This is a genomic window from Citrobacter sp. KH_055_1, from assembly GCF_057838705.1.
Genome location: NZ_CM174473.1, coordinates 1,765,615 through 1,790,667, shown reverse-complemented (window position 1 = coordinate 1,790,667; position 25,053 = coordinate 1,765,615). Strand labels below are relative to the sequence as shown.

Genomic DNA, 25,053 nt, shown 5'->3' with positions numbered 1-25,053 from the left:
TGATCGCTGGCTAAACTAGTATCATTACGCGAAACGTTTCAGGATGAGAAACTTATAACAATGAAAGGCAGTAACAAATCCCGCTGGGTGATAGCAATCGTGACCGTCGTGGCGGCCATCGCCGCATTTTGGTTCTGGCACAGTCGCAGTGAATCTCAGGGGAACGCCCCCGGTGCAACCGGGCAAGCACAGCACGCCGCAGCCTCAGGGCGTCGCGGAATGCGTTCTGGTCCGCTAGCCCCCGTGCAGGTTGCCACCGCCAATGAACAAGCCGTTCCACGTTACCTGACGGGACTGGGCACCGTGACGGCCGCGAATACCGCAACGGTTCGCAGTCGGGTAGACGGTCAGCTCATCGCGTTACACTTTCAGGAAGGACAGCAGGTCAAAGCCGGCGACCTGCTGGCTGAAATAGACCCCAGCCAGTTCAAAGTCGCCCTTGCCCAGGCGCAGGGACAGTTAGCCAAAGATACCGCTACGCTGGCAAATGCCCGTCGCGACCTGGCCCGCTATCAGCAACTGGTGAAAACCAATCTGGTCTCCCGTCAGGAACTGGATGCTCAACAGGCATTGGTGAACGAAACGCAAGGGACGATCAAAGCCGATGAAGCCAGCGTCGCCAGCGCCCAGTTGCAGCTCGACTGGAGTCGCATCACCGCCCCTGTCGATGGCCGTGTCGGCCTGAAACTGGTCGACGTAGGTAACCAAATCTCCAGCGGTGATACCACCGGGATTGTCGTCATTACGCAAACCCATCCCATCGACCTGATCTTCACCTTGCCAGAAAACGATATTGCGACCGTGCTACGGGCGCAAAAAACGGGCAACCCGCTGAAGGTCGAAGCCTGGGATCGCACCAATTCGCAGAAACTCAGTGAAGGCGTACTGCTGAGCCTCGACAACCAGATTGATGCCACCACCGGCACCATCAAAGCGAAGGCTCGCTTCAACAATCAGGATGACACGCTGTTTCCGAACCAGTTCGTTAACGCCCGCATGCTGGTCGCCACCGAGCAAAACGCCATCGTAATCCCCACTGCCGCCTTACAAATGGGCAATGAAGGTCACTTTGTCTGGGTGCTGAATACAGAGAATAAAGTCAGTAAACATCTGGTCAAACCGGGCATTCAGGACAGTCAAAAAGTGGTGATTACCGCCGGGCTGTCGGCAGGCGATCGCGTCGTCACCGACGGTATTGACCGCCTGACGGAAGGGGCGAAAGTTGACGTTGTGGAGGCGCATAGCGCCACGGCCACAAACGATAAAGCCACCGCACGCGAGTACGGCAAAAAAGGAGCACGCTCCTGATGCAGGCGTTACCTCCGGACAACATTGGCGGCCCATCCCGCCTGTTTATTCTGCGCCCTGTTGCCACCACGCTGCTGATGGTGGCGATTTTACTCGCCGGGATTATAGGCTATCGCTTCCTGCCCATCGCGGCGTTGCCGGAAGTGGATTACCCGACCATTCAGGTAGTGACACTCTACCCTGGTGCCAGCCCGGATGTGATGACCTCCGCCGTGACGGCTCCGCTTGAGCGCCAGTTTGGGCAGATGTCGGGTCTAAAACAGATGTCCTCACAAAGCTCCGGTGGTGCATCCGTGGTGACATTGCAGTTTCAGCTCACGTTACCGCTGGACGTCGCCGAACAGGAAGTCCAGGCCGCGATTAATGCCGCCACCAATTTATTACCGAGCGATCTGCCCAACCCACCGGTGTACAGCAAAGTGAACCCGGCGGATCCGCCGATCATGACGCTGGCGGTGACCTCTACCGCCATGCCCATGACGCAGGTGGAAGATATGGTCGAAACCCGCGTGGCGCAGAAAATCTCTCAAGTCTCCGGCGTGGGCCTGGTTACACTGTCTGGCGGACAACGTCCCGCCGTGCGCGTAAAACTTAACGCACAGGCCATTGCCGCGTTAGGGCTGACCAGCGAAACCGTCCGCACCGCCATCACCGGCGCCAACGTCAATTCAGCCAAAGGTAGCCTGGATGGCCCGACGCGCGCCGTCACCCTGTCAGCCAACGACCAGATGCAGTCTGCCGATGAGTATCGTCAGTTAATCATTGCCTATAAAAACGGTGCGCCAGTGCGCCTCGGGGATGTCGCAACCGTCGAGCAAGGTGCGGAAAACAGCTGGCTGGGCGCGTGGGCCAATAAGCAACAAGCTATCGTGATGAACGTTCAGCGCCAGCCTGGTGCGAACATTATCTCCACCGCGGACAGCATTCGCCAGATGCTGCCTGCGCTAACAGAAAGCCTGCCAAAATCGGTCAATGTCACGGTGCTTTCGGATCGTACAACCAACATTCGTGCTTCCGTTTCCGACACCCAGTTTGAACTGATGCTGGCGATTGCGCTGGTGGTGATGATCATTTACCTGTTCCTGCGCAATATACCGGCCACGATTATTCCCGCGGTCGCCGTACCGCTATCGCTGATAGGTACCTTTGCGGTAATGGTATTCCTCGATTTCTCGATTAATAACCTGACGCTGATGGCGCTGACCATCGCCACGGGGTTTGTGGTCGATGACGCGATTGTGGTTATCGAGAATATTTCGCGCTATATCGAAAAAGGGGAAAAACCGCTGACCGCCGCCCTTAAAGGCGCAGGCGAGATTGGTTTTACTATCATCTCATTGACGTTTTCCCTGATCGCAGTGCTGATCCCACTGCTGTTTATGGGCGATATCGTCGGGCGATTATTCCGCGAGTTCGCCGTCACGCTGGCGGTGGCGATTTTGATTTCCGCCGTCGTATCACTGACGCTCACGCCAATGATGTGCGCCCGCATGCTCAGCCAGGCGTCATTGCGCAAGCAAAACCGATTCTCCCGTGCCTCGGAAAGAATGTTCGAGCGCGTCATTGCCGGGTACGGTCACTGGCTGGCAAAAGTGCTTAACCACCCATGGCTGACGCTTGGCGTCGCGCTCGGCACGCTGGCATTAAGCGTGATGCTGTGGATCTTTATCCCGAAGGGCTTCTTCCCGATCCAGGATAACGGCATTATTCAGGGCACGTTGCAGGCACCGCAGTCCAGCTCATTTGCCAGCATGGCTCAACGCCAGCGTCAGGTCTCTGATGTGATCCTTAAAGACCCGGCAGTAGAAAGCCTGACCGCGTTTGTCGGCGTTGATGGCACCAACCCGGCGCTGAACAGCGCGCGCCTGCAAATTAACCTTAAGCCGCTGAATGAACGCGATGACCGCGTGCAAAAGGTCATCGCTCGCCTGCAGGATGCAGTGGATAACGTGCCCGGCGTCGATCTCTATCTTCAGCCTACCCAGGATCTGACCATTGATACGCAGGTGAGCCGCACCCAGTATCAGTTTACGCTGCAGGCCACCTCGCTGGACGCTCTCAGCACCTGGGTGCCGCAGCTACTGGAAAAACTGCAGCAGTTGCCGCAGTTGTCTGACGTCAGCAGTGACTGGCAGGACCAGGGACTGGTGGCGTATGTAAATGTTAATCGCGACAGCGCCAGCCGTTTAGGCATCAGCATGGCAGATGTCGATAACGCGCTGTATAACGCTTTCGGACAGCGGCTGATTTCAACCATCTACACCCAGGCAAACCAATATCGGGTGGTGTTGGAACATGATACCGCCAGTACGCCGGGGCTTTCCGCGTTGGACTCCCTTCGCCTGACCAGCAGCGACGGTGGGATCGTCCCGCTTAGCACCATCGCCAGCATTGAGCAGCGTTTTGCCCCGCTGTCGATAAACCATCTCGATCAGTTCCCGGTCACCACCATCTCGTTCAACGTGCCAGATGACCACTCGCTGGGCGATGCGGTAGAGGCAATACTGCAGGCGGAAAAAACGCTGGACCTGCCGTCAAGTATTACCACCCAGTTCCAGGGCAGTACGCTGGCCTTCCAGGCCGCGCTCGGCAACACAATCTGGCTGATTGTGGCGGCGGTCGTCGCAATGTATATCGTGCTCGGCGTGCTGTATGAGAGCTTTATTCACCCAATCACCATTCTCTCCACGCTGCCGACGGCGGGCGTCGGGGCACTGCTGGCATTGATGATTGCCGGTAGTGAACTGGACGTTATTGCGATCATCGGTATTATTTTGCTGATCGGTATCGTCAAGAAAAACGCCATCATGATGATTGACTTTGCCCTTGCCGCTGAACGCGAACAGGGGATGGCACCGCGCGACGCCATATTCCAGGCGTGCCTGCTGCGTTTTCGCCCGATCCTGATGACCACGCTGGCGGCTCTGCTGGGAGCATTGCCGCTGATGTTAAGTACCGGCGTGGGCGCTGAGTTACGCCGCCCATTAGGTATTGGTATGGTCGGTGGACTGCTGGTCAGTCAGGTATTAACCCTGTTTACCACCCCGGTGATTTACCTGCTGTTTGACCGACTGTCGCTGTACGTGAAAAACCGCTTCCCGCGTCAGGAAGAGGACGCGTAAATGAAATTTTTTGCTCTCTTCATCCATCGTCCGGTAGCGACCATTCTCCTTTCCGTCGCCATTACCCTGTGCGGCATTCTGGGCTTTCGCCTGTTACCGGTCGCGCCGCTGCCGCAGGTAGATTTCCCGGTGATCATGGTCAGCGCCTCGCTGCCGGGAGCATCACCTGAAACCATGGCGTCGTCCGTCGCAACGCCGCTGGAACGCTCGCTTGGGCGTATCGCGGGCGTGAATGAAATGACGTCAAGCAGTTCGCTTGGCAGCACGCGCATTATTCTTGAGTTTACGTTTGATCGCGACATCAACGGCGCGGCGCGGGACGTTCAGGCGGCCATTAACGCCGCCCAAAGCCTGCTGCCCAGCGGAATGCCCAGTCGGCCAACGTACCGAAAGGCCAATCCATCCGATGCGCCTGTCATGATCCTGACGCTAACCTCGGATACTTATTCTCAGGGTGAATTGTATGATTTCGCCTCGACACAGCTGGCGCAAACCATCGCGCAAATTGACGGCGTTGGCGACGTCGACGTCGGCGGCAGCTCCCTGCCCGCCGTGCGCGTTGGCCTGAACCCACAGGCGCTGTTTAACCAGGGCGTCTCACTGGATGACGTGCGTAGCGCGATCAATAGCGCCAACGTGCGTCAACCACAGGGCGCGCTGGAAGATGAAACCCGCCGCTGGCAGGTGCAAACCAACGATGAGCTCAAAACTGCGGCAGAATATCAACCGTTGATTATTCACTATAACAACGGTGCGGCCGTACGTCTGGGTGACGTCGCCTCTATCACTGACTCTGTGCAGGATGTGCGTAACGCCGGGATGACCAATGCCAAACCGGCCATTCTGTTGATGATCCGCAAACTCCCGGAAGCCAACATCATCCAGACGGTGGACAGCATCCGGGCCAAATTGCCAGAGTTACAAACGCTGATCCCGGCCGCCATTGATTTGCAAATTGCCCAGGATCGTTCGCCGACCATTCGTGCATCGCTGGAAGAAGTGGAACAGACGCTGATTATCTCCGTGGCGCTGGTTATCCTGGTGGTGTTTGTTTTCCTGCGCTCCGGGCGCGCGACGCTGATCCCCGCCGTAGCAGTGCCCGTCTCGCTGATTGGCACGTTTGCCGCCATGTATCTGTGTGGATTCAGTCTGAACAACCTGTCGCTAATGGCGCTGACCATTGCCACCGGGTTTGTGGTCGATGACGCCATCGTGGTGCTGGAAAATATATCCCGGCACCTGGAAGCGGGAATGAAGCCGCTCCAGGCAGCATTACAAGGCACGCGCGAAGTCGGATTTACGGTACTTTCCATGAGCCTGTCGCTGGTGGCGGTGTTCCTGCCGCTGCTGTTAATGGGCGGTCTGCCGGGACGATTACTGCGGGAATTTGCCGTGACCCTGTCGGTTGCCATCGGGATTTCACTGCTGGTCTCGCTGACGCTTACGCCAATGATGTGCGGATGGATGCTCAAATCCAGCGCCCCACGAGAACAGTCTCGTAAGCGAGGATTTGGCCGGGTACTGGTTGCCTTGCAACAAAGTTACGCCACCTCGCTGCAGTGGGTGTTACGCCATACCCGAATGGTGGGCGTGGTATTACTGGCAACCATTGCGCTCAACGTCTGGCTGTATATTTCCATCCCCAAAACCTTTTTCCCGGAGCAGGACACCGGCGTACTGATGGGGGGGATCCAGGCCGACCAAAGCATTTCTTTTCAGGCCATGCGCGGAAAGTTGCAGGATTTTATGAAGATCATCCGTGACGATCCGGCGGTAGACAACGTCACCGGTTTTACCGGCGGCTCCCGTGTTAACAGCGGCATGATGTTTATTACCCTGAAGCCGCGCGCAGAGCGCCAGCAAACCGCTCAGCAGGTGATTGACAGGCTGCGCGTGAAGTTGGCCAAAGAGCCGGGGGCGAACCTGTTTCTGATGGCGGTACAGGATATTCGCGTCGGGGGACGGCAAGCCAACGCCAGCTACCAGTACACGCTGCTGTCGGACGATCTTGCCGCATTACGGGAATGGGAACCGAAAATCCGTAAAGCGCTAGCCACCCTGCCCCAACTGGCTGACGTCAACTCCGATCAGCAGGACAACGGTGCAGAGATGAGTCTGACCTACGATCGTGACACCATGTCACGTCTGGGGATCGACGTCGAAGCCGCCAACAGCCTGCTGAATAACGCCTTTGGTCAGCGGCAAATATCGACCATCTACCAGCCGATGAACCAGTACAAAGTGGTGATGGAAGTCGACCCGCGCTACACCCAGGACATCAGCGCGCTGGATAAAATGTTTGTCATTAATAGCGATGGCAAAGCCATCCCGTTGTCGTACTTTGCTAAATGGCAACCGGCGAACGCCCCGCTGTCGGTGAACCATCAGGGGCTGTCTGCCGCCTCAACCGTGTCGTTTAACCTGCCGACCGGCGCATCACTTTCTGAGGCCACAGAAGCCATTAACCGGACCATGACCCAGCTTGGCGTCCCGTCAACGGTGCGCGGCAGTTTTGCCGGTACGGCGCAGGTTTTTCAGGATACGATGAACTCACAGGTGATCCTGATTATCGCCGCCATCGCCACGGTCTACATCGTGCTGGGTATGCTGTATGAAAGCTACGTTCACCCGCTTACTATCCTCTCAACGCTGCCTTCTGCCGGGGTGGGTGCGCTACTGGCACTGGAATTGTTCAATGCCCCGTTCAGCCTAATCGCCCTGATAGGGATCATGCTATTAATTGGCATTGTGAAGAAAAACGCCATCATGATGGTCGACTTTGCGCTTGAGGCGCAGAGAAATGGCAAGCTGACGCCGGAAGAAGCCATTTTCCAGGCCTGCCTGCTGCGTTTTCGTCCCATCATGATGACCACGCTGGCAGCACTCTTTGGCGCGCTGCCGCTGGTGCTATCGGCTGGCGACGGTTCGGAACTGCGCCAGCCGTTGGGGATAACTATCGTCGGCGGGCTGGTAGTGAGCCAACTGCTGACGCTGTACACCACCCCGGTGGTGTATCTCTTTTTCGACCGTCTGCGGATGCGTTTTTCGCGTAAAAACAGCAACCCGGTAGCAGACTTATGACAGAACTTCCCGACAGCACCCGCTGGCAGCTTTGGATTGTGGCGTTCGGCTTTTTTATGCAATCGCTGGATACCACCATCGTCAATACCGCGCTGCCTGCAATGGCCAAAAGCCTCGGCGAAAGCCCGTTGCATATGCATATGGTCATTGTGTCGTATGTCTTAACTGTGGCGGTGATGCTGCCCGCCAGCGGCTGGCTGGCAGACAAGATCGGCGTACGTAATATTTTCTTCACCGCCATCATCCTGTTCACGCTGGGATCGCTGTTTTGCGCCGGGTCCAGCACGCTCAATGAGCTGGTAATGGCCCGCGTGTTACAAGGCGTCGGCGGTGCGATGATGGTGCCGGTCGGCAGGCTGACGGTGATGAAGATTGTCCCGCGCACACAGTATATGGCGGCAATGACCTTCGTCACCTTACCGGGGCAAATTGGCCCGTTGCTCGGCCCGGCATTAGGCGGCATTCTGGTGGAGTATGCGTCCTGGCACTGGATTTTCCTGATTAACATTCCCGTCGGCATTATTGGGGCAATAGCCACCTTAATGCTGATGCCTAACTACACGTTGCAAACCCGGCGCTTCGATCTTTCGGGATTTATGCTGCTGGCCGTTGGTATGGCGGCACTGACGCTGGCGCTGGATGGCAGCAAAGGCAGCGGGATCTCGGACATTACGCTGGCGGCGCTGGTTATCTGCGGCGTGCTGGCAATCCTTCTGTATATCAGACACGCCAGCAACAACTCGCGCGCACTGTTCAGTCTGCATCTGTTTCGCACCCCCACTTTCTCATTAGGCCTGCTTGGCAGTTTTGTCGGGCGCATTGGTAGCGGAATGTTACCGTTTATGACGCCGGTGTTTTTGCAGATTGGGCTGGGCTTTTCGCCGTTTCATGCCGGGCTGATGATGATCCCGATGGTACTGGGCAGCATGGGCATGAAGCGTATTGTGGTTCAGGTCGTCAACCGGTTTGGTTATCGTCGGGTGCTGGTTGCCACCACGCTGGGCCTGTCGCTGGTCTGCCTGTTGCTGATGACCACCGCCCTGCTCGGCTGGTATTACGTGCTGCCCTTCGTGCTGTTTTTACAAGGCATGGTCAACTCCACCCGTTTTTCATCGATGAACACCCTGACCTTAAAAGACTTACCTGACGATCTCGCCAGCAGCGGCAACAGCCTGCTGTCGATGATCATGCAGCTGTCGATGAGCATCGGGGTAACCATCGCTGGCCTGCTGTTGGGCATGTTTGGTCAACAGCATATCGCTCTCGACAGCGGCAGCACCCATACCGTCTTTATGTATACCTGGCTGTGCATTGCCCTGATTATCGCGCTGCCAGCGATGATTTTTGCCCGCGTGCCAAACGATACGCAAACCAACGCGGTGATTTCACGGCGTAAAAGGAGCAACTGATGAAGTTATGGCGACCCGGAATAACCGGCAAACTGTTTCTGGCGATTTTTGCCACCTGCATTGTGCTACTCATTAGCATGCACTGGGCCGTACGGGTAAGCTTCGAACGCGGATTTATTGACTACATCAAACACGGCAATGAACAGCGGCTACAAATGCTGAGCGACGCGCTGGGCGAACAATATCAGCAACATGGCAACTGGCGGTTTCTGCGCAATAACGATCGTTTTATTTTTCAGATCCTGCGTTCTTTTGAACACGACAACAACGATGACAAGCCAGGCCCCGGTATGCCGCCGCACGGCTGGCGTACCCAGTTTTGGGTCATCGACCAAAACGCCCGCGTGCTGGTCGGCCCACGTGGTCCGGTTCCCGGCGACGGCACGCGCCGCCCAATCATGGTTAACGGGATCGAAGTAGGTGCCGTCATCGCGTCGCCCGTAGAACGCTTAACGCGTAATACAGATATTAATTTCGATAAACAGCAGCGCCGTACCAGTTGGCTGATCGTCGCGCTCTCCACTATTCTGGCGGCGCTGGCTACGTTTACACTGGCGCGTAGTCTGCTGGCCCCCGTCAAGCGTCTGGTGGACGGCACGCACAAGCTGGCCGCGGGGGATTTCACCACCCGCGTTGCCCCCACCAGTACCGATGAACTGGGCAAACTGGCGCAGGATTTCAACCAGTTGGCCAGTACGCTGGAAAAGAACCAGCAGATGCGCCGTGATTTTATGGCCGATATTTCTCACGAACTGCGCACGCCGCTGGCGGTGTTGCGCGGCGAGCTGGAAGCGATTCAGGATGGCGTTCGCCAGTTCACTCCAGATTCGGTGGCCTCTTTACAGGCCGAAGTGGGCACGCTGACCAAACTGGTGGACGATCTCCATCAGCTCTCAATGTCAGATGAAGGCGCCCTGGCCTATCAAAAAACCTCCCTGGATCTGATCCCGTTACTGGAAGTCGCAAGCGGCGCGTTTCGCGAGCGTTTTGCCAGCCGCGGACTGACAATACAACTCTCGCTGCCGGACAGCATGACGGTGTTTGGCGACCGGGATCGTCTGATGCAACTGTTCAATAACCTGCTGGAAAACAGCCTACGTTATACCGACAGCGGCGGCGGGCTGCGTATTTCCGCCGAACAGCGCGAGCGCCAGGTCTTACTGACCTTCGCCGATTCAGCCCCGGGCGTAAACGATGCACAGCTGCAAAAACTGTTTGAGCGATTTTATCGCACCGAAGGTTCGCGTAACCGCGCCAGCGGAGGCTCCGGTCTGGGTCTGGCGATTTGCGTCAATATTGTTGAGGCGCACAATGGGCATATCCGCGCCGCCCATTCGCCTTTTGGCGGGGTAAGCATTACAGTAGAGTTACCGCTGGAACGCGATTTACAGAGAGATGTATGACAGAGTTACCCATTGATGAAAACACGCCGCGTATTCTGATCGTGGAAGATGAACCCAAGCTGGGACAATTGCTTATCGACTACCTGCGTGCCGCGAGCTATGCCCCGACGCTCATCAACCACGGTGACCAGGTTTTACCGTACGTGCGCCAGACGCCACCCGATCTGATTTTGCTGGATCTGATGCTGCCAGGCACTGACGGCTTGACTCTATGCCGGGAAATTCGACGTTTCTCTGAAGTGCCGATCATGATGGTCACCGCCAAAATCGAAGAAATTGACCGTCTGTTGGGACTGGAGATCGGTGCCGATGACTACATCTGTAAGCCCTACAGCCCGCGCGAAGTTGTCGCCCGCGTGAAGACAATACTGCGCCGCTGTAAACCCCAGCGCGAGTTGCAACAACTGGATGCTGCCAGCCCGCTGATCGTTGATGAAAGCCGTTTTCAGGCGTCATGGCGCGGGAAGATGCTCGACTTAACCCCGGCGGAGTTCCGCCTACTGAAAACGTTGTCGCATGAGCCGGGAAAAGTCTTCTCCCGCGAGCAGTTGCTTAACCATCTCTATGATGACTACCGGGTCGTGACCGATCGCACCATCGACAGCCATATCAAGAACCTGCGGCGCAAGCTGGAGTCGCTGGACGCCGAACAGTCGTTTATCCGCGCAGTGTACGGCGTCGGGTATCGTTGGGAAGCGGATGCCTGTCGGATAGCGTAATTAAAAAAATCTCACGCTTCGCAGTTATAGGCTACAGTGTAGGGAATTTACACCTACATCGTAGCCAAAAGGACTGTCCATGGTTCAGGATGAACGCATACTCAACGCAATGCGTGAGATGTGCAATAGCAAACTGCCGCATACTGACGAGCAACGCATCTGGCATATCGCCAATATTCCCGCACTGCTGCGCGAAGCGCGCTACGATGAGCTCGACGCCCGCTTCAACCAGGCGCTGACGGACAGCTTCACCAGCCGTGAAGCTGAAAAGCGCTACTTCCTCGCCTGGACCCAAATGTGCAACCGTTTTTATGATATGGATGCTCTCGTCGATGCAGGTCCGCAAGGATTAGCTCTCATCAAAGCCTGGCAGCACGCCCGCCCGCGCTCGACTCACGCCTGGCTTGCCGAAGCCCAGTACTGGAACCACCGCGCGTGGCTTTACCGTAGCTATGGTTGGGCAGAGGAGACGTCTGCCGCAATGTGGGTTTGCGCCGGGGCCTGCAACGAGCGAATGGTCATTGCCGCATTGAATGCTATCGATTGCGAGCCACGCCAGTGGATGGTTGCCTTATTAACCAGCACCAACACAAAAGTCTTCGGTCAACCCGACTGGTTAGTTGAATTTCTTGAGGGTACCGATTTCACCGGGCAACCGCTGATGCAGGTGTTAGCCAAATATCATCAGGATTCGCCGCAGGAAATGGAAACGCTGATGGCCTTTTCCGGGCTTTCTCTGGAAGATGCAGCGTGCCCAAATCTACCGCGTCCAGCGGTACTGCCGGATTGCAAGGGCGATGCCGAGGCTGAATACTGGCTCTCTGTGTGTCTGGCTATTTTTCCGCGCGCATTTTACGCGCTGGATGAATACATTCCATTTCAGATGCCACGCTGGGGTGGGTCACACGAGGGCATTCGTGAATTTCTGGCCTCACCAACCTGCGGCCATCTTTGTGCCGCCGAGCGCGAGCATCTGGAATTATTAATCTGGTGGGACACCTGTCGCGATTTGCGTATTAAGGAACTCGAGTACCCACCGGAACGGGAAACGTTTATCGCCAAAGCCGAAGATATTGCCCAGCGGGCGCATAGCCAAAGTTCTCGTCATCATGCGCTGGAGTGGCTGTTAACCTGCTATAACGATCTGAGCGATCTCGACGCCCTGTGGTATACCATTCAACGTGCGGTCGCGGAAAACCTCAAGCTGAGTCATTACTACACCGTGTACGCGCTAAAGTTTGCGCTACGCGACTTCCCGGACACCTGGTGGATTTATAATTTCTTGCACCAGAACGCCAGGCAAACCGAGTTTTACGCCGCCAGAATCTACAGCGGCTATTTCCAGTACGCGGGATTATTCGGGTTTGAAAAAGATGAAGCACAGGGCATTGCCGTACTCGATAGCGTAGCTGCACTGGAATATAACAATAACTGGCAGTCAGCCATCAAAGATATTGACTGGCTCGATCTCCCGCAGCATTTTGCCTTACTGGCAGAGCTGGGTGCTCAGAGAAACCTGCCCTGCGCCTACTACTTGCAGGCCCTCGAATACAATAACCCAGACAACAATAGCCTGCTTCCTTATGATCCCGTTACCGCGCTAAATTATTTTCAGCGTGCAGCGGAGATTTTGCACCAACAGGTCGCGCTGCAAGAGAAGACCCCCTATCGACTGGTCGTTAACGCCGGATACCACGCGTATCAACATGATCTGCAGGATATTCACAGCAAAATCGCCGATTGTTACGAACGTTTAGCCCAGCAAGAAACCCATGCCGGCATGCGTTCCGTTTACGAAAAAAACCTGCTTGATAATTTACATCAGGCCGATCGGTTCGGTTCGAAACAAGCCTGGAGCGTCTTCCTGCTGAAACTTCGCGAGGTAAATGATTTTACCCTGGCGCATTCCTATCTGAACATCCTGGAGGAAGAAGGCTACAACGGTACGGCGGAAGCCATGGTGACGCTGTCGTGGCTGTATGGTAATAAACACGACAAGAAACTGTTCAACATGAAAGCCAGTGCGCGCTGGGCCTATTTCTTTATTACACTTTTCCCGGATCACGCGTTATTTACTGAATTATCTCCGCTACATTTCGATACCCTCGCGAAACGCTGTCGCTTTGCCTGGCATACCTCGAAAATTGCTGATTCAGAACTGCCGAATAAAGATATATGGAACAGATAATGCGCTTAATATTACTCACCTTCTTCCCTCTGTTGCTGCTTTGCACGCCTGCCAGAGCAGAAATCACCGAGCAGCAGTTGCAAGCCGACTGCGCGAAAGTCCCTACCTACGCCAGCCAGGGTGAGCAGTTCTATAAAGCCAGGAACTATGCCAAAGCGCGTGAAGCCTTTGAAAAACAGGTGACCTGGAGCGAAGGTTGTCAGCTTGATGATAAAACCGTGGCGACAGCCTATAACAACGTGGCGCTAACCTGGATGCGTCAGGGTGAATGGCGCAAAGCGCAAGCCTGGCTGACCATTAATCCCAACGATGCCAAATCAATCTACAATCTGGGACTTATCAAAGAAAAGTTAGCCGCATTGCCAAAAAGCGACTCCCCTGCCGGGGAATACTGGAACTATGCCGGTCTGGCAACCTGGGAAACGCTGATTGTTAAACCTACAGAGAAAAAATCAGACTTTCAGGTTGATTTCCAAGGGTATTATTTCGGCATGATGGCCCTCTATTACGGACCAAACATCGGCGAATTCTCAGAACTGATCACGCTGAATAACAATAAAGGCGTGATTGCACTCAGAGAGAGTGACTACATCCACTGCGATATCTCGCTGACGGTCACACCTGAAGGCATCGACGCCAGTACCGACGATCCGCAAAACTGCGGCTTCGGTATGTACGTGCGCGCCGACGGGCACTATCTGCGGGTTGATTGAACCCGCAAGGTTTACTGTCTCCTCGCGCAGCGCTACAATGCCCGCCCTTAATATGGGGGCACTCCCCTAACCGCCTCACCGAGTGAGGCGAGTCTGACCTGTCATCAGAACGAGAAAATTATGTTTAAACCGGAACTCCTTTCCCCGGCGGGAACGCTGAAGAACATGCGTTACGCTTTTGCCTATGGCGCAGATGCCGTCTACGCGGGCCAACCACGTTACTCCCTGCGCGTACGCAACAACGAATTCAACCACGAAAACTTACAGCTCGGCATCAATGAAGCCCATGAACTGGGTAAAAAATTCTATGTAGTGGTCAATATTGCGCCACACAACGCCAAGTTGAAAACCTTCATTCGTGACCTGAAGCCGGTGGTGGAAATGGGGCCGGATGCATTAATCATGTCCGATCCAGGTCTGATTATGTTGGTGCGTGAAAACTTCCCGGACATGGATATTCACCTGTCAGTACAGGCGAACGCCGTAAACTGGGCGACGGTAAAATTCTGGAAACAGATGGGGCTGACCCGCGTGATCCTGTCCCGTGAACTGTCACTGGAAGAAATTGAAGAGATCCGCACCCAGGTGCCGGATATGGAGCTTGAAATCTTCGTTCACGGCGCACTGTGCATGGCCTACTCCGGCCGCTGCCTGCTCTCCGGTTACATCAACAAGCGTGACCCAAACCAGGGAACCTGCACCAATGCCTGTCGCTGGGAATACAACGTGCAGGAAGGCAAAGAAGATGTGGTGGGTAACATCGTGCACAAGTACGAGCCTATCCCGGTACAAAACGTTGAGCCGACGCTGGGTATTGGCGCGCCAACGGATAAAGTGTTTATGCTCGAAGAAGCCCAGCGTCCGGGCGAGTACATGACCGCGTTCGAAGACGAACACGGCACCTACATCATGAACTCCAAAGATTTACGCGCCATTGCCCACGTTGAGCGCCTGACCCAAATGGGTGTGCACTCGCTGAAAATCGAAGGTCGCACCAAGTCTTATTACTACTGCGCACGTACCGCGCAGGTGTATCGTAAAGCAATTGACGATGCCGCCGCCGGTAAACCGTTCGATCCGCAGCTGCTGGAAACGCTGGAAGGCCTGGCGCATCGCGGTTATACAGAAGGTTTCCTGCGTCGCCATACGCATGACGACTATCAGAACTACGAGTACGGTTTCTCCGTTTCCGAACGCCAGCAGTTTGTCGGTGAATTCACCGGTGAGCGTAAAGGTGAACTGGCTGCGGTTATCGTGAAAAATAAATTCACCGTCGGCGATAGCCTGGAGCTGATGACCCCACAGGGCAACGTCAATTTCACGCTCGAGCAGATGGAAAATGCCAAAGGTGAAGCGATGCCTGTGGCGCCGGGCGACGGTTACACCGTCTGGATGCCGGTCCCGGAAGATATCGATCTGAATTATGCATTGTTAATGCGTAATTTTGCCGGTGAGTCCACACGCAACCCGCATGATAAGTAGTTAGTTACGGTTATTTTTCAGCGTTCGGAAGATTCTTAGAAATCGATCACATACCGCTTCGTTCAATAAGGGTATTATCCGTTTCGCTGAAAAACATAACCCATAAATGCTAGCTGTACCAGGAACCACCTCCTTAGCCTGCGTAATCTCCCTTACGCAGGCTTATTTTTTGGCTGTAATCTACCTTTCCGAAAACCAGGCGAAAAAAAACCGGGCATTACGCCCGGTCTGTGAAGCGATAGAAGATTAATGTGCGGCTTCTGGCTTGTGCTTTTGTGCACTCTGGAAGCCATAGGTCAGCTCATTTTTCTCTTTATCCAGCGCTACGGTCACCTGTCCGCCGTCAACCAGCGAACCGAACAACAGTTCGTTGGCCAGTGGTTTCTTCAGGTTATCCTGGACTACACGCGTCATCGGACGTGCGCCCATTGCACGGTCATAGCCTTTCTCTGCCAGCCAGTCACGCGCTTCCTGACTCACTTCCAGAGAGACGCCTTTCTGATCCAACTGCACCTGAAGCTCAACAATAAATTTATCGACCACCTGATGGATTACCTCGGTAGAGAGGTGATCGAACCAGATAATGTTGTCGAGACGGTTACGGAATTCCGGCGTAAATACTTTTTTGATTTCCCCCATCGCATCAGTACTGTTGTCCTGATGAATAAGGCCAATCGATTTACGTTCGGTTTCACGCACCCCGGCGTTGGTGGTCATCACCAGCACCACGTTGCGGAAATCCGCTTTGCGCCCGTTATTGTCGGTCAGCGTACCGTTGTCCATCACCTGCAGCAGCAGGTTGAAGACATCCGGGTGCGCTTTCTCAATTTCATCCAGCAGCAGCACCGCGTGCGGATGCTTAATGACCGCATCGGTCAGCAAACCACCCTGGTCATAGCCGACATATCCCGGAGGCGCACCAATCAGACGGCTGACGGTGTGGCGTTCCATATACTCAGACATATCAAAACGCAGCAGTTCAATGCCCAGCGCTTTAGACAACTGCACCGTCACTTCGGTTTTCCCGACACCGGTCGGACCGGCAAACAGGAACGAACCCACAGGTTTGTGCTCGTGGCCCAGACCAGCACGGCTCATCTTGATGGCTTCGGTCAGCGCCTCAATGGCTTTATCCTGTCCGAATACCAGCATTTTCAGACGGTTACCCAGATTCTTCAGCGTATCGCGATCGCTTTGCGACACGCTCTTCTCCGGGATCCGCGCTATGCGGGCTACCACGGACTCGATATCCGCCACGTTGACGGTTTTCTTACGCTTACTGATCGGCATCAGACGCGCACGCGCGCCCGCTTCATCGATCACGTCAATCGCTTTATCCGGCAGGTGACGATCGTTGATGTATTTCACCGCCAGTTCCACCGCTGCACGTACCGCTTTGGCGGTGTAGCGAACGTCATGGTGCGCTTCGTATTTCGGTTTCAGCCCGTTGATGATCTGCACGGTTTCTTCCACCGACGGTTCCGTAATATCAATTTTCTGGAAGCGACGCGCTAACGCACGGTCTTTCTCGAAAATGTTACTGAACTCCTGGTAAGTGGTTGAGCCAATCACGCGGATCTTACCGCTGGAGAGCAGCGGTTTGATCAGGTTTGCCGCATCCACCTGGCCGCCCGATGCCGCACCCGCACCGATAATGGTGTGGATCTCATCGATAAACAGAATGCTGTTGGTATCCTGTTCCAGCTGTTTCAGCAGCGCTTTAAAGCGTTTTTCGAAATCCCCGCGGTATTTGGTGCCCGCCAGCAGCGAACCAATATCCAGAGAGTAAAGCGTGCAGTCGGCCATCACTTCCGGCACATCGCCCTGGACAATACGCCAGGCCAGACCTTCGGCAATCGCGGTTTTACCGACGCCAGACTCACCGACCAGCAGCGGGTTGTTTTTACGACGACGGCACAGTACCTGAATAGCCCGCTCCAGCTCTTTTTCGCGGCCAATGAGCGGGTCAATCCCACCCACGCGAGCGAGCTGGTTAAGGTTAGTGGTGAAGTTCTCCATACGATCCTCCCCGCCAGCTTGCTCTTCGTTATTTGGCTGATTACCGGAGTCAGCAGACTGACTCGGTTCGTCTTTGCGCGTGCCATGAGAAATAAAATTCACCACGTCCAGTCGGCTAACTTCATGCTTGCGCAGCAGATAGGCCGCCTGGGATTCCTGCTCGCTGAAGATGGCAACCAGTACATTGGCGCCCGTCACTTCATTACGCCCCGAGGACTGAACATGGAAGACCGCGCGTTGCAGCACACGCTGAAAACTCAACGTCGGCTGCGTGTCGCGCTCTTCTTCGCTCTCAGGCAATACGGGAGTGGTTTGTTCAATGAAGGCTTCGAGTTCCTGACGGAGCGCCACCAGGTCCACAGAACACGCTTCCAGCGCTTCGCGGGCCGATGGGTTACTGAGCAACGCCAGTAACAAGTGCTCGACGGTCATAAACTCATGTCGGTGCTCGCGCGCTCTGGCGAAAGCCATGTTTAAACTGAGTTCCAGTTCTTGATTGAGCATAGGCACCTCCCCCAATGTTTATGCCTGATTCAGGCTTTTTCCAGCGTACATAGCAACGGATGCTCGTTCTCCCTCGCATATTTGTTCACCATCGCCACTTTGGTCTCAGCCACTTCGGCGGTAAATACGCCGCAAATAGCCTTACCTTGATAGTGAACAGCAAGCATCAGTTGCGTTGCACGTTCTACATCATAAGAAAAGAATTTTTGTAACACGTCAATAACAAACTCCATCGGAGTGTAATCATCATTGACTAATATCACTTTATACATAGATGGCGGTTTTAGCGCGTCGCGCAATTTATCTTCCGCCAGCAGATCGAAATCCAGCCAGTCGTTCGTCTTACCCATTGTCAGTCGTCATCTTCAGTTACGGTTACCGGCAGAATAACTTGCCGCTGACAAGAGCCTATGCGCACAATCAATCTACCTCAATTATTAGATAACTATCATCTATCAGTGTCATCCGCGACATCTGTCACATATCCGACAATAGCGTTAACTGCTTCAAATTTTGATGCATTTTTACCCGATTCCGCCCGTCTGGCGCTTGACGCCCCGCCTGATTTCTCTAAATTGTAGTCTCGAGAGTTGGCGAGGTTTTGAACAGCCCCCACTCCGCCACCGGTTCATTCCATCTTACTTATATAAGATTTACGAAGGATGTCGAAGTATGGAAACGGGTACTGTTAAGTGGTTCAACAATGCCAAAGGGTTCGGTTTCATCTGCCCTGAAGGCGGCGGCGAAGATATCTTCGCTCATTACTCCACCATTCAGATGGATGGTTACAGAACGCTAAAAGCCGGACAATCTGTCCAGTTTGATGTCCACCAGGGTCCAAAAGGCAATCACGCCAGTCTTATTGTGCCCGTGCTTGAAGCAGAAGCTGTCGCATAGCTCTTCTGTCTCATTGTGTACATCCTGCAGACAAAATGCCAGCCCCCAGAGCTGGCATTTTTATTTCTTTTTCAATACAACACGTTATTCCCGCGCCAGGGCATCCACCGGGTCCAGCCTTGCCGCGTTGCGCGCCGGGAGCCAGCCGAACAAAATCCCGGTCGCCGTTGAACACAAGAAAGCCGTCAACAGGGCGAAAGGTGAGAATCCGATTTCCCAACCGGGCAGGAAAAGCTGTAGCGTGAAAGCAATCAGCATCGATAAACTGATACCGAGCGCCCCACCAACGAGACACACCAGCACCGCTTCAATCAAAAACTGCTGCAGTACATCACTGGCGCGCGCGCCAACCGCCATACGAATGCCAATCTCGCGCGTTCGTTCGGTGACGGAAACCAGCATAATATTCATCACACCGATCCCGCCCACCACCAGCGAAATGACCGCCACCAGCGTCAGGAACAACTGTAAGGTGCGCGTGGTTTTTTCAGCGGTTTTCAGAACGCCATCCATATTCCAGGTGAAGAAATCTTTTTTACCATGCCGCAACGACAGCAGTCGGGTAAGCTGTTGCTCCGCCTGAGTGCTGTCAAAACCTTCCTTCACGCGAACGGTAATAGAGTTCAGCCACGATTGCCCCATAATGCGCCCGGACATGGTGCTGTAAGGCAGCCAGACCCGCAGAATTTTGCTGCTGCCAAACATCGACTGCTTCTCTTCCGCCACACCAATCACGGTGGCCGGCATATTGCCGACCAGCACGACCTCACCCACCACCTTCGCTTTATTCGGGAACAACTGACGTCGGGTGTTACTGTCCAGCACCACCACCTGCGCCCGACCATTTAACTGCTCGGTGTTAAAGGTGTTTCCCTCGCTGAACGTCATACCATAGACATTGAAGTAATCGCCGCTCACGCCATTAGCGCTGGCTGCCACGTCGATGTTGCCATAACGCAGCCGTAGGTTCTTCGACACGGCAGGCGTCACGGAGCTGACCCACGGTTGCTTCTGAATCGCCGTCAGATCGTCATACTTCAGCGCTTGCTGATATTGCGGGTCATCGTCACCAAAATCTTTGCCGGGATAGATATCAATTGTGTTGGTGCCGATAGCGCGAATATCGGCCAGTACCAGCTGTTTTGCTGCATCGCCGACCACCACAATCGACACGACCGACGCGATACCAATAATGATGCCCAGCATAGTGAGCAACGTACGCATCTTGTTGGCAGCCATGGCCAGCCAGGCCATGGTCAGCGCCTCGCGAAAACCACTGACAAACTGACTCCAGCCGGATGCCGTCGTTACCGTAGGTTCGGTTATGCCGTGTCCGCTGGCTGTTTTGTGCGACGGTGGATTGCGCACAATTTCACCGTCACGAATTTCAATCACCCGTTCAGCCTGCGCCGCAACCTGCGGGTCGTGGGTGACAATAATCACCGTATGCCCGCGATCGCGCAGCTGATGCAGAATGGCCATCACCTCTTCGCCGGAATGGCTGTCCAGCGCACCGGTAGGTTCATCTGCGAGAATGACCTGTCCGCCGTTCATCAGCGCACGCGCAATACTGACGCGCTGCTGCTGGCCACCGGAAAGCTGGGAAGGTTGATAATCCACACGATCGCCCAACCCCAGGCGCTGCAGTAACGCGTGTGCCCGCGTCAGACGCTGCTTGCGTTCGGTTCCGGCATAGACCGCTGGCACCTCCACGTTTTGCGCCGCCGTTAAATGCGAGAGCAAATGATAGCGCTGAAAAATAAAACCGAAATGCTCGCGCCGCAGTTGCGCTAACGCATCACTATCGAGCGTGGAGACGTCACGCCCCGCAACCCGATACGTGCCGCTGGAAGGCTTATCCAGACAGCCGAGGATATTCATCAGCGTCGACTTCCCCGAACCAGACGCCCCGACAATCGCCACCATTTCACCCGCCTGGATGCTCAAAGAGACGTCCTTTAGCACCTCTACCTGCCCTTCGCCTGACGGGTAGCTGCGGCGGATATGGCTCAGCTCAAGCAACGCCGTCATTGTGCCGCTCCGGGTTTCGCCTCGCTGATGATGACTTCATCACCCTCTTCCAGCCCTTTGACGATTTCCACATCGGTATCGTTACGGGCGCCGATAGAAACTTCGCGCTCGCGGGTTTCGCCGTTGCGCAGCAGCCTGACGTTATAGCGGTTGTCGCCAACAGGCTCGCCCAGCGCCGCCAGCGGGATGGTCAGGACGTTTTTGACGTCCGTCAGTTGGATATGTACCTGCGCGGTCATATCCAGGCGCAGGATCCCTTTCGGGTTGGGTACTTCGAAACGGGCATAGTAGAAAATCGCATCGTTCACTTTCTCAGGCGTCGGCAGCACATCTTTGAGCGTACCTTCGTAGCGCGTCTGCGGATCGCCCAGCACGGTAAACCAGGCTTTTTGCCCTGGATGCAGGTGAATGACATCTGCCTCGGAAACCTGGGCTTTAACCAGCATGGTGCTCATGTCAGCCAGCGTAAGAATGTTAGGTGCCTGCTGGGCGGCGATCACGGTTTGCCCCTGCAGGGTGGTAATTTGCGTCACTTCGCCAGCCATTGGCGCCACAATACGGGTGTAGTCGAGGTTCGTTTTTGCCGTATCAAGAGAAGCCTGATTACGCTTAATTTGTGCATCAATGGTGCCAATTTGCGCCTGTTTGACCGCCATCTGCGTGGCTGCTGTATCGAGATCCTGCTGCGAAACCGCCTGCGTTTTCGCAAGCTGTTGCTGGCGAGAAAGCGTCACCCGCGCCAGTTTCCACTCGGCCTCGGCCTGCATACGTTGGGCACGTAATTCCATCAGCGTGGCTTCGACTTCTTTGATCTGGTTTTGCGCCTGCTCAGGATCAATAACGCCAAGCAGCTGATCTTTTTTAACTTTATCGCCAATCGCCACGGACAGCGTTTTTAACTGCCCGCTCACCTGCGCCCCGACGTCAACTTTGCGCAGCGCATCCAGCTTCCCGGTTGCCAATACGCTTTGCTGAAGATCGCCGGGTCGCACAATTAATGTTTGATATTGCGGCAATGGCGCATTAAGCGTTCGCCAAAGTGCAATTACCGCCACAATAATGATGACGGCGAAGATAAAATAGCGTTTTTTGATTTTTCCCTTGAGCTTCATAAATGTCCCAATTCCCCCAAAACGTCCACCAGAGTGGAGTGTTAAACGTCAACGATAAATAAATAGCCGTTGAAAAGCGCCAAGAATAACAGAGTTATTGATGAATGGTTAAGATCCGCTGTGCTGAAATTACTACAAATACGTCTCAGGCTTCCATCGGATTTATATTATGAGTCAGCTAACTGAAAGCACTTTTCATTCCAGCAATCCTGTCACCAGCTTTAACCTTTTTTACAGCCTAAGCCGTGGTCAATTACGTCCCGGGCAATGCTGGGATAAACGGAGTTTTCGCCGTAAGTTTATCTGGCGTTCTTTACTAATACCCCACCTCACCCGAGAATGGATGACTGAACTGGCTCAGTGGCCGGATCTTGATAGCCTGCTCACCCGCCAGCCCCGACTCCCAGTTCGTTTGCATCGCCCTTACCTTGCCGCTAACTTCGATCGTAAAATGCGCTTAGATGCCGTGCGTTTTCATTATCATGTTATCCGCCAGACATTTTTACCTGCTGAATTTAAAGCATTGTTAAGTAATAACGGCTTACAACTGGCACAAATTAAAGGCAAAGACGACGAAATATTTACCGTCACCATGATGATGTTCCCGGTACTGGACAAAGAGGGAGAAAGTACCATTCTGGTACAAAATGGCGCTGGAGATGTTCTGACTAAAATAACCTTTACGTTCTGCGAATATCACGGAAAAAGTACGCTTTTTATTGGTGGCATGCAGGGCAATTCACAATTGCCTCACGAGACAACACAAAAAGCAACGAAGTCCTGTCACGGAATTTTCCCAAAACGGATTGTGATGGAAGCGATTTGTCGTTTAGCCGAACGGTTGAATATAGAAAACGTGATGGCTGTCAGCAATGAACAGCATATCTTTCGCAGCCCACGTTACCATGATAAAAATAAGGTTATTCTCTCCGACTATAATGCGTTTTGGGCGTCGGTTGGCGGTGAATGCGACAGCCGCGGGTATTACCATATTCCGCGCACGCTGGCACGAAAAAGCGAGGCGGAGATTGCCAGTAAGAAGCGGGCGGAATATCGCCGCCGCTATCAATTACTGGACACTATCCACGAACAGCTGTCGCTGATGTTCCGCCACTAATCAGCACGTCCGCGTGCCAGCCACAGCACGCGCGAAAACATTTTTCGCAGCAGGGTGGGAACGGCATCAACACCGCGCCGCCCTGCTTCCATCGCCACTTCAATCGCCAGATCCGGTTTTGACGAACGATGAATCGCCTTGGAGATAATTTTACGCATATTCATCGGCACATTCTCCGGGATTTGTGCCACCCGGTGAAAGACATCTGAGAAGCCCTGGCGATACATAAAGTGCTCCATATCCAGCGCGGGCAGCATTGTCAGGTGATCGCGTTCTTCTTCACGGTCGTTACTCAACAGACTGCGTACGGTGGCGGCATATTTTTTCCCGGCTTCATCGCCATCAACCAACACGTGCCACTCTATTCCCATCCGCCGGGCAAATTTCACCAGCGGCTTAAGCCCGGACTGGGCAAATTCAATCACTTTAATCCCTTCGGCATCAAAGTGATGACCGCACTGACGAGCCAGTTCGTTGATCACCCAGGTTTCCGTTTCACCTTCCACCAGCAGCCAGCAGCGGGCAAATAATGACGATGCGCGATTAAAGCGAATATGAAAGGCAATCCGCCGCCCGTCTTCCGCGCTCAGACCGCCTGGTCCCAAACGCCAGGCGGCGACACGGGAAGATTCACGCACCAGGCGCACCACATGTTCAACGGGGGTAAGCGACAGCAATTCACCGGAGTTGGTGGTCGCCACACGCTGCAGAGGTAACAGATTCAGCAACTGCCAGGCCACTGACAACATGATGGGGTGCAAACGCGTTTCCGGATCTTCGACCAACAGCAAAGGACGGGCGTCTTTGTCCAGCCTGAGCGTACCTTTGGCCTGGAGCAACGTTGAAAACAGCCCCAGCAGGATCACGCGATGCGTACGTCCGCCAGGCTTGTCAATCATCCGGTTGATAATATCCAGATAACGCCAGCTACGCTGCTCATTATTGGAACGCCGACGCATCAGACGATAGCGAGACTGGCCCGCGCCTTGCTCAGAAAAGTAGTGTTCCAGCAGTTGTACCATCGCCGATAGCCCCTGGCGGATCTGGCCGTCCGTCAGATTTTGTGGCCGGGTTGCCAGTTCACGCGCCAGGAAATCCAGCTGGCGGGCGGTCACTTCGACTTCCGCAATATTCGGCACCGTGCCGTTGCGGATACGCCGCATAAAGCGCGCATCGCGCAGTCGCAACACCGGCATCAGACGCACGAGGTGGCAAGCCAGGTCGTTAATATTGTCGAGCGCGAGCGGACGCCCTTCGCCATCAAGGAAACTGCGCAGCGTCAGGACGCTACCGTCATCCGCACACTCGCCCTCCAGACGATAGAAAATACGGTGATAGTCATCGTGACAGGGAGACCAGCAGGCTTCCAGCGGACGATAGCGGCGCACCCGATGACGGCCCGGCTGCGATTCACGAAAAGTAAGAATAATATGTAGATGATGTTCCCGGCCCTGAATATCGCCCGGCGGAAACCAGAAGTCTTCACGGTCAAAATGATACAAATCCGATTCCGGTGACAGCAGCAAGGTCAGTGCATCCAGCAGGCTGGACTTACCCCACGCGTTCTCCCCAATCAGCACGTTGTTCTGCTCCAGCATCAACGACAGCCGATTAATACCACGAAACCCAACAATCTCAACGCGTTCGAGAATCATATAGCCTCCGGAAATGCTAACTTTTTCCTTCAAGTTATCAGGAGTATAGCGTCAAGCTGGCGTGCAGAACACCTGAGATCGCACAGACAGAAATCAGAACAATAAAAAATAAGAATATTCTTCTTTAAATTCACGCCAGATATTATTACAGGGGACAACCATTTGCTTTTCGCTAATTGAACTATGCTGTATTCACCTCAACACCAAAAAGGATTCACATCATATTGCCTTAAATCAAATTTTTTCATTAATTTAAGTGGCAAAGGGATGATATTTTTTTCTAGAATACACGC

The 25,053-nt window shown here is 54.4% G+C and carries 16 protein-coding genes; 11 read left to right on the top strand and 5 right to left on the bottom strand.

From position 1 onward, the window contains the following. The first annotated feature begins 60 nt into the window (after positions 1–60). The 9 genes from AC3ITF_RS08265 to trhP all read left to right on the top strand — a co-directional run bounded on the left by AC3ITF_RS08265 (position 61) and on the right by trhP (position 15,425). Entirely contained in the window at positions 61–1,308 is a 1,248-nt protein-coding gene (locus tag AC3ITF_RS08265) for an MdtA/MuxA family multidrug efflux RND transporter periplasmic adaptor subunit (RefSeq protein WP_489176309.1), read from the top strand. Continuing rightward, entirely contained in the window at positions 1,308–4,430 is a 3,123-nt protein-coding gene (locus AC3ITF_RS08260) for an MdtB/MuxB family multidrug efflux RND transporter permease subunit (protein WP_174360449.1), read from the top strand. The genes AC3ITF_RS08265 and AC3ITF_RS08260 overlap by 1 nt, the downstream gene beginning before the upstream one ends. Continuing rightward, positions 4,431–7,511 (top strand): multidrug efflux RND transporter permease subunit MdtC, encoded by a 3,081-nt coding sequence (gene mdtC, locus AC3ITF_RS08255; protein ID WP_117343265.1) that lies wholly within the window; start codon positions 4,431–4,433, stop codon positions 7,509–7,511. Beyond that, positions 7,508–8,920, top strand: coding sequence for an MFS transporter (locus AC3ITF_RS08250; protein WP_137362240.1), 1,413 nt, complete (start codon positions 7,508–7,510; stop codon positions 8,918–8,920). Before mdtC ends, AC3ITF_RS08250 begins: the two co-directional genes overlap by 4 nt. Beyond that, positions 8,920–10,323 (top strand): envelope stress sensor histidine kinase BaeS, encoded by a 1,404-nt coding sequence (gene baeS / locus AC3ITF_RS08245; protein ID WP_181819477.1) that lies wholly within the window; start codon positions 8,920–8,922, stop codon positions 10,321–10,323. The genes AC3ITF_RS08250 and baeS overlap by 1 nt, the downstream gene beginning before the upstream one ends. Further along, on the top strand, positions 10,320–11,042 hold the full coding sequence (gene baeR, locus AC3ITF_RS08240) for an envelope stress response regulator BaeR (protein ID WP_181819478.1): 723 nt from the start codon (positions 10,320–10,322) through the stop codon (positions 11,040–11,042). The genes baeS and baeR overlap by 4 nt, the downstream gene beginning before the upstream one ends. Positions 11,043–11,121: 79 nt before the next feature. Next, positions 11,122–13,230, top strand: coding sequence for a DUF4034 domain-containing protein (locus AC3ITF_RS08235; RefSeq protein ID WP_181540662.1), 2,109 nt, complete (start codon positions 11,122–11,124; stop codon positions 13,228–13,230). Further along, entirely contained in the window at positions 13,230–13,943 is a 714-nt protein-coding gene (locus AC3ITF_RS08230) for a tetratricopeptide repeat protein (protein ID WP_181819479.1), read from the top strand. The genes AC3ITF_RS08235 and AC3ITF_RS08230 overlap by 1 nt, the downstream gene beginning before the upstream one ends. A gap of 120 nt (positions 13,944–14,063) precedes the next feature. Then, positions 14,064–15,425 carry a prephenate-dependent tRNA uridine(34) hydroxylase TrhP gene (gene trhP / locus AC3ITF_RS08225; RefSeq protein ID WP_115258081.1) on the top strand — a complete coding sequence of 454 codons (1,362 nt, stop codon included), beginning with the start codon at positions 14,064–14,066 and terminating at the stop codon, positions 15,423–15,425. Positions 15,426–15,671: 246 nt separating this feature from the next. Here the strand turns inward: trhP and clpA are convergent, their stop codons facing one another. Beyond that, positions 15,672–17,948 carry an ATP-dependent Clp protease ATP-binding subunit ClpA gene (gene clpA / locus AC3ITF_RS08220; RefSeq protein WP_096756564.1) on the bottom strand — a complete coding sequence of 759 codons (2,277 nt, stop codon included), beginning with the start codon at positions 17,946–17,948 and terminating at the stop codon, positions 15,672–15,674. Positions 17,949–17,977: 29 nt separating this feature from the next. After that, positions 17,978–18,298, bottom strand: coding sequence for an ATP-dependent Clp protease adapter ClpS (clpS, locus tag AC3ITF_RS08215; protein WP_003036810.1), 321 nt, complete (start codon positions 18,296–18,298; stop codon positions 17,978–17,980). A gap of 322 nt (positions 18,299–18,620) precedes the next feature. On the opposite strand from clpS, the gene cspD reads away from it, so the two are divergent. After that, on the top strand, positions 18,621–18,845 hold the full coding sequence (gene cspD / locus AC3ITF_RS08210; protein WP_096756563.1) for a cold shock-like protein CspD: 225 nt from the start codon (positions 18,621–18,623) through the stop codon (positions 18,843–18,845). Between the two features lie 84 nt (positions 18,846–18,929). On the opposite strand, the gene macB is transcribed toward cspD, so the two are convergent. Together macB and macA are read right to left on the bottom strand one after the other, a co-directional pair. Then, positions 18,930–20,876 (bottom strand): macrolide ABC transporter ATP-binding protein/permease MacB, encoded by a 1,947-nt coding sequence (gene macB, locus AC3ITF_RS08205; protein WP_414210529.1) that lies wholly within the window; start codon positions 20,874–20,876, stop codon positions 18,930–18,932. Beyond that, complete coding sequence (gene macA, locus AC3ITF_RS08200; protein WP_115258079.1) at positions 20,873–21,988, bottom strand: macrolide transporter subunit MacA; 1,116 nt, start codon at positions 21,986–21,988, stop codon at positions 20,873–20,875. Before macA ends, macB begins: the two co-directional genes overlap by 4 nt. 169 nt (positions 21,989–22,157) lie before the next feature. On the opposite strand from macA, the gene AC3ITF_RS08195 reads away from it, so the two are divergent. Further along, positions 22,158–23,105, top strand: a complete 948-nt coding sequence (locus tag AC3ITF_RS08195; RefSeq protein WP_135911768.1) for a VirK/YbjX family protein — start codon at positions 22,158–22,160, stop codon at positions 23,103–23,105. On the opposite strand, the gene AC3ITF_RS08190 is transcribed toward AC3ITF_RS08195, so the two are convergent. After that, positions 23,102–24,760, bottom strand: coding sequence for an ATP-dependent endonuclease (locus AC3ITF_RS08190; RefSeq protein ID WP_096756559.1), 1,659 nt, complete (start codon positions 24,758–24,760; stop codon positions 23,102–23,104). The genes AC3ITF_RS08195 and AC3ITF_RS08190 overlap by 4 nt on opposite strands. Positions 24,761–25,053 lie beyond the last annotated feature (293 nt).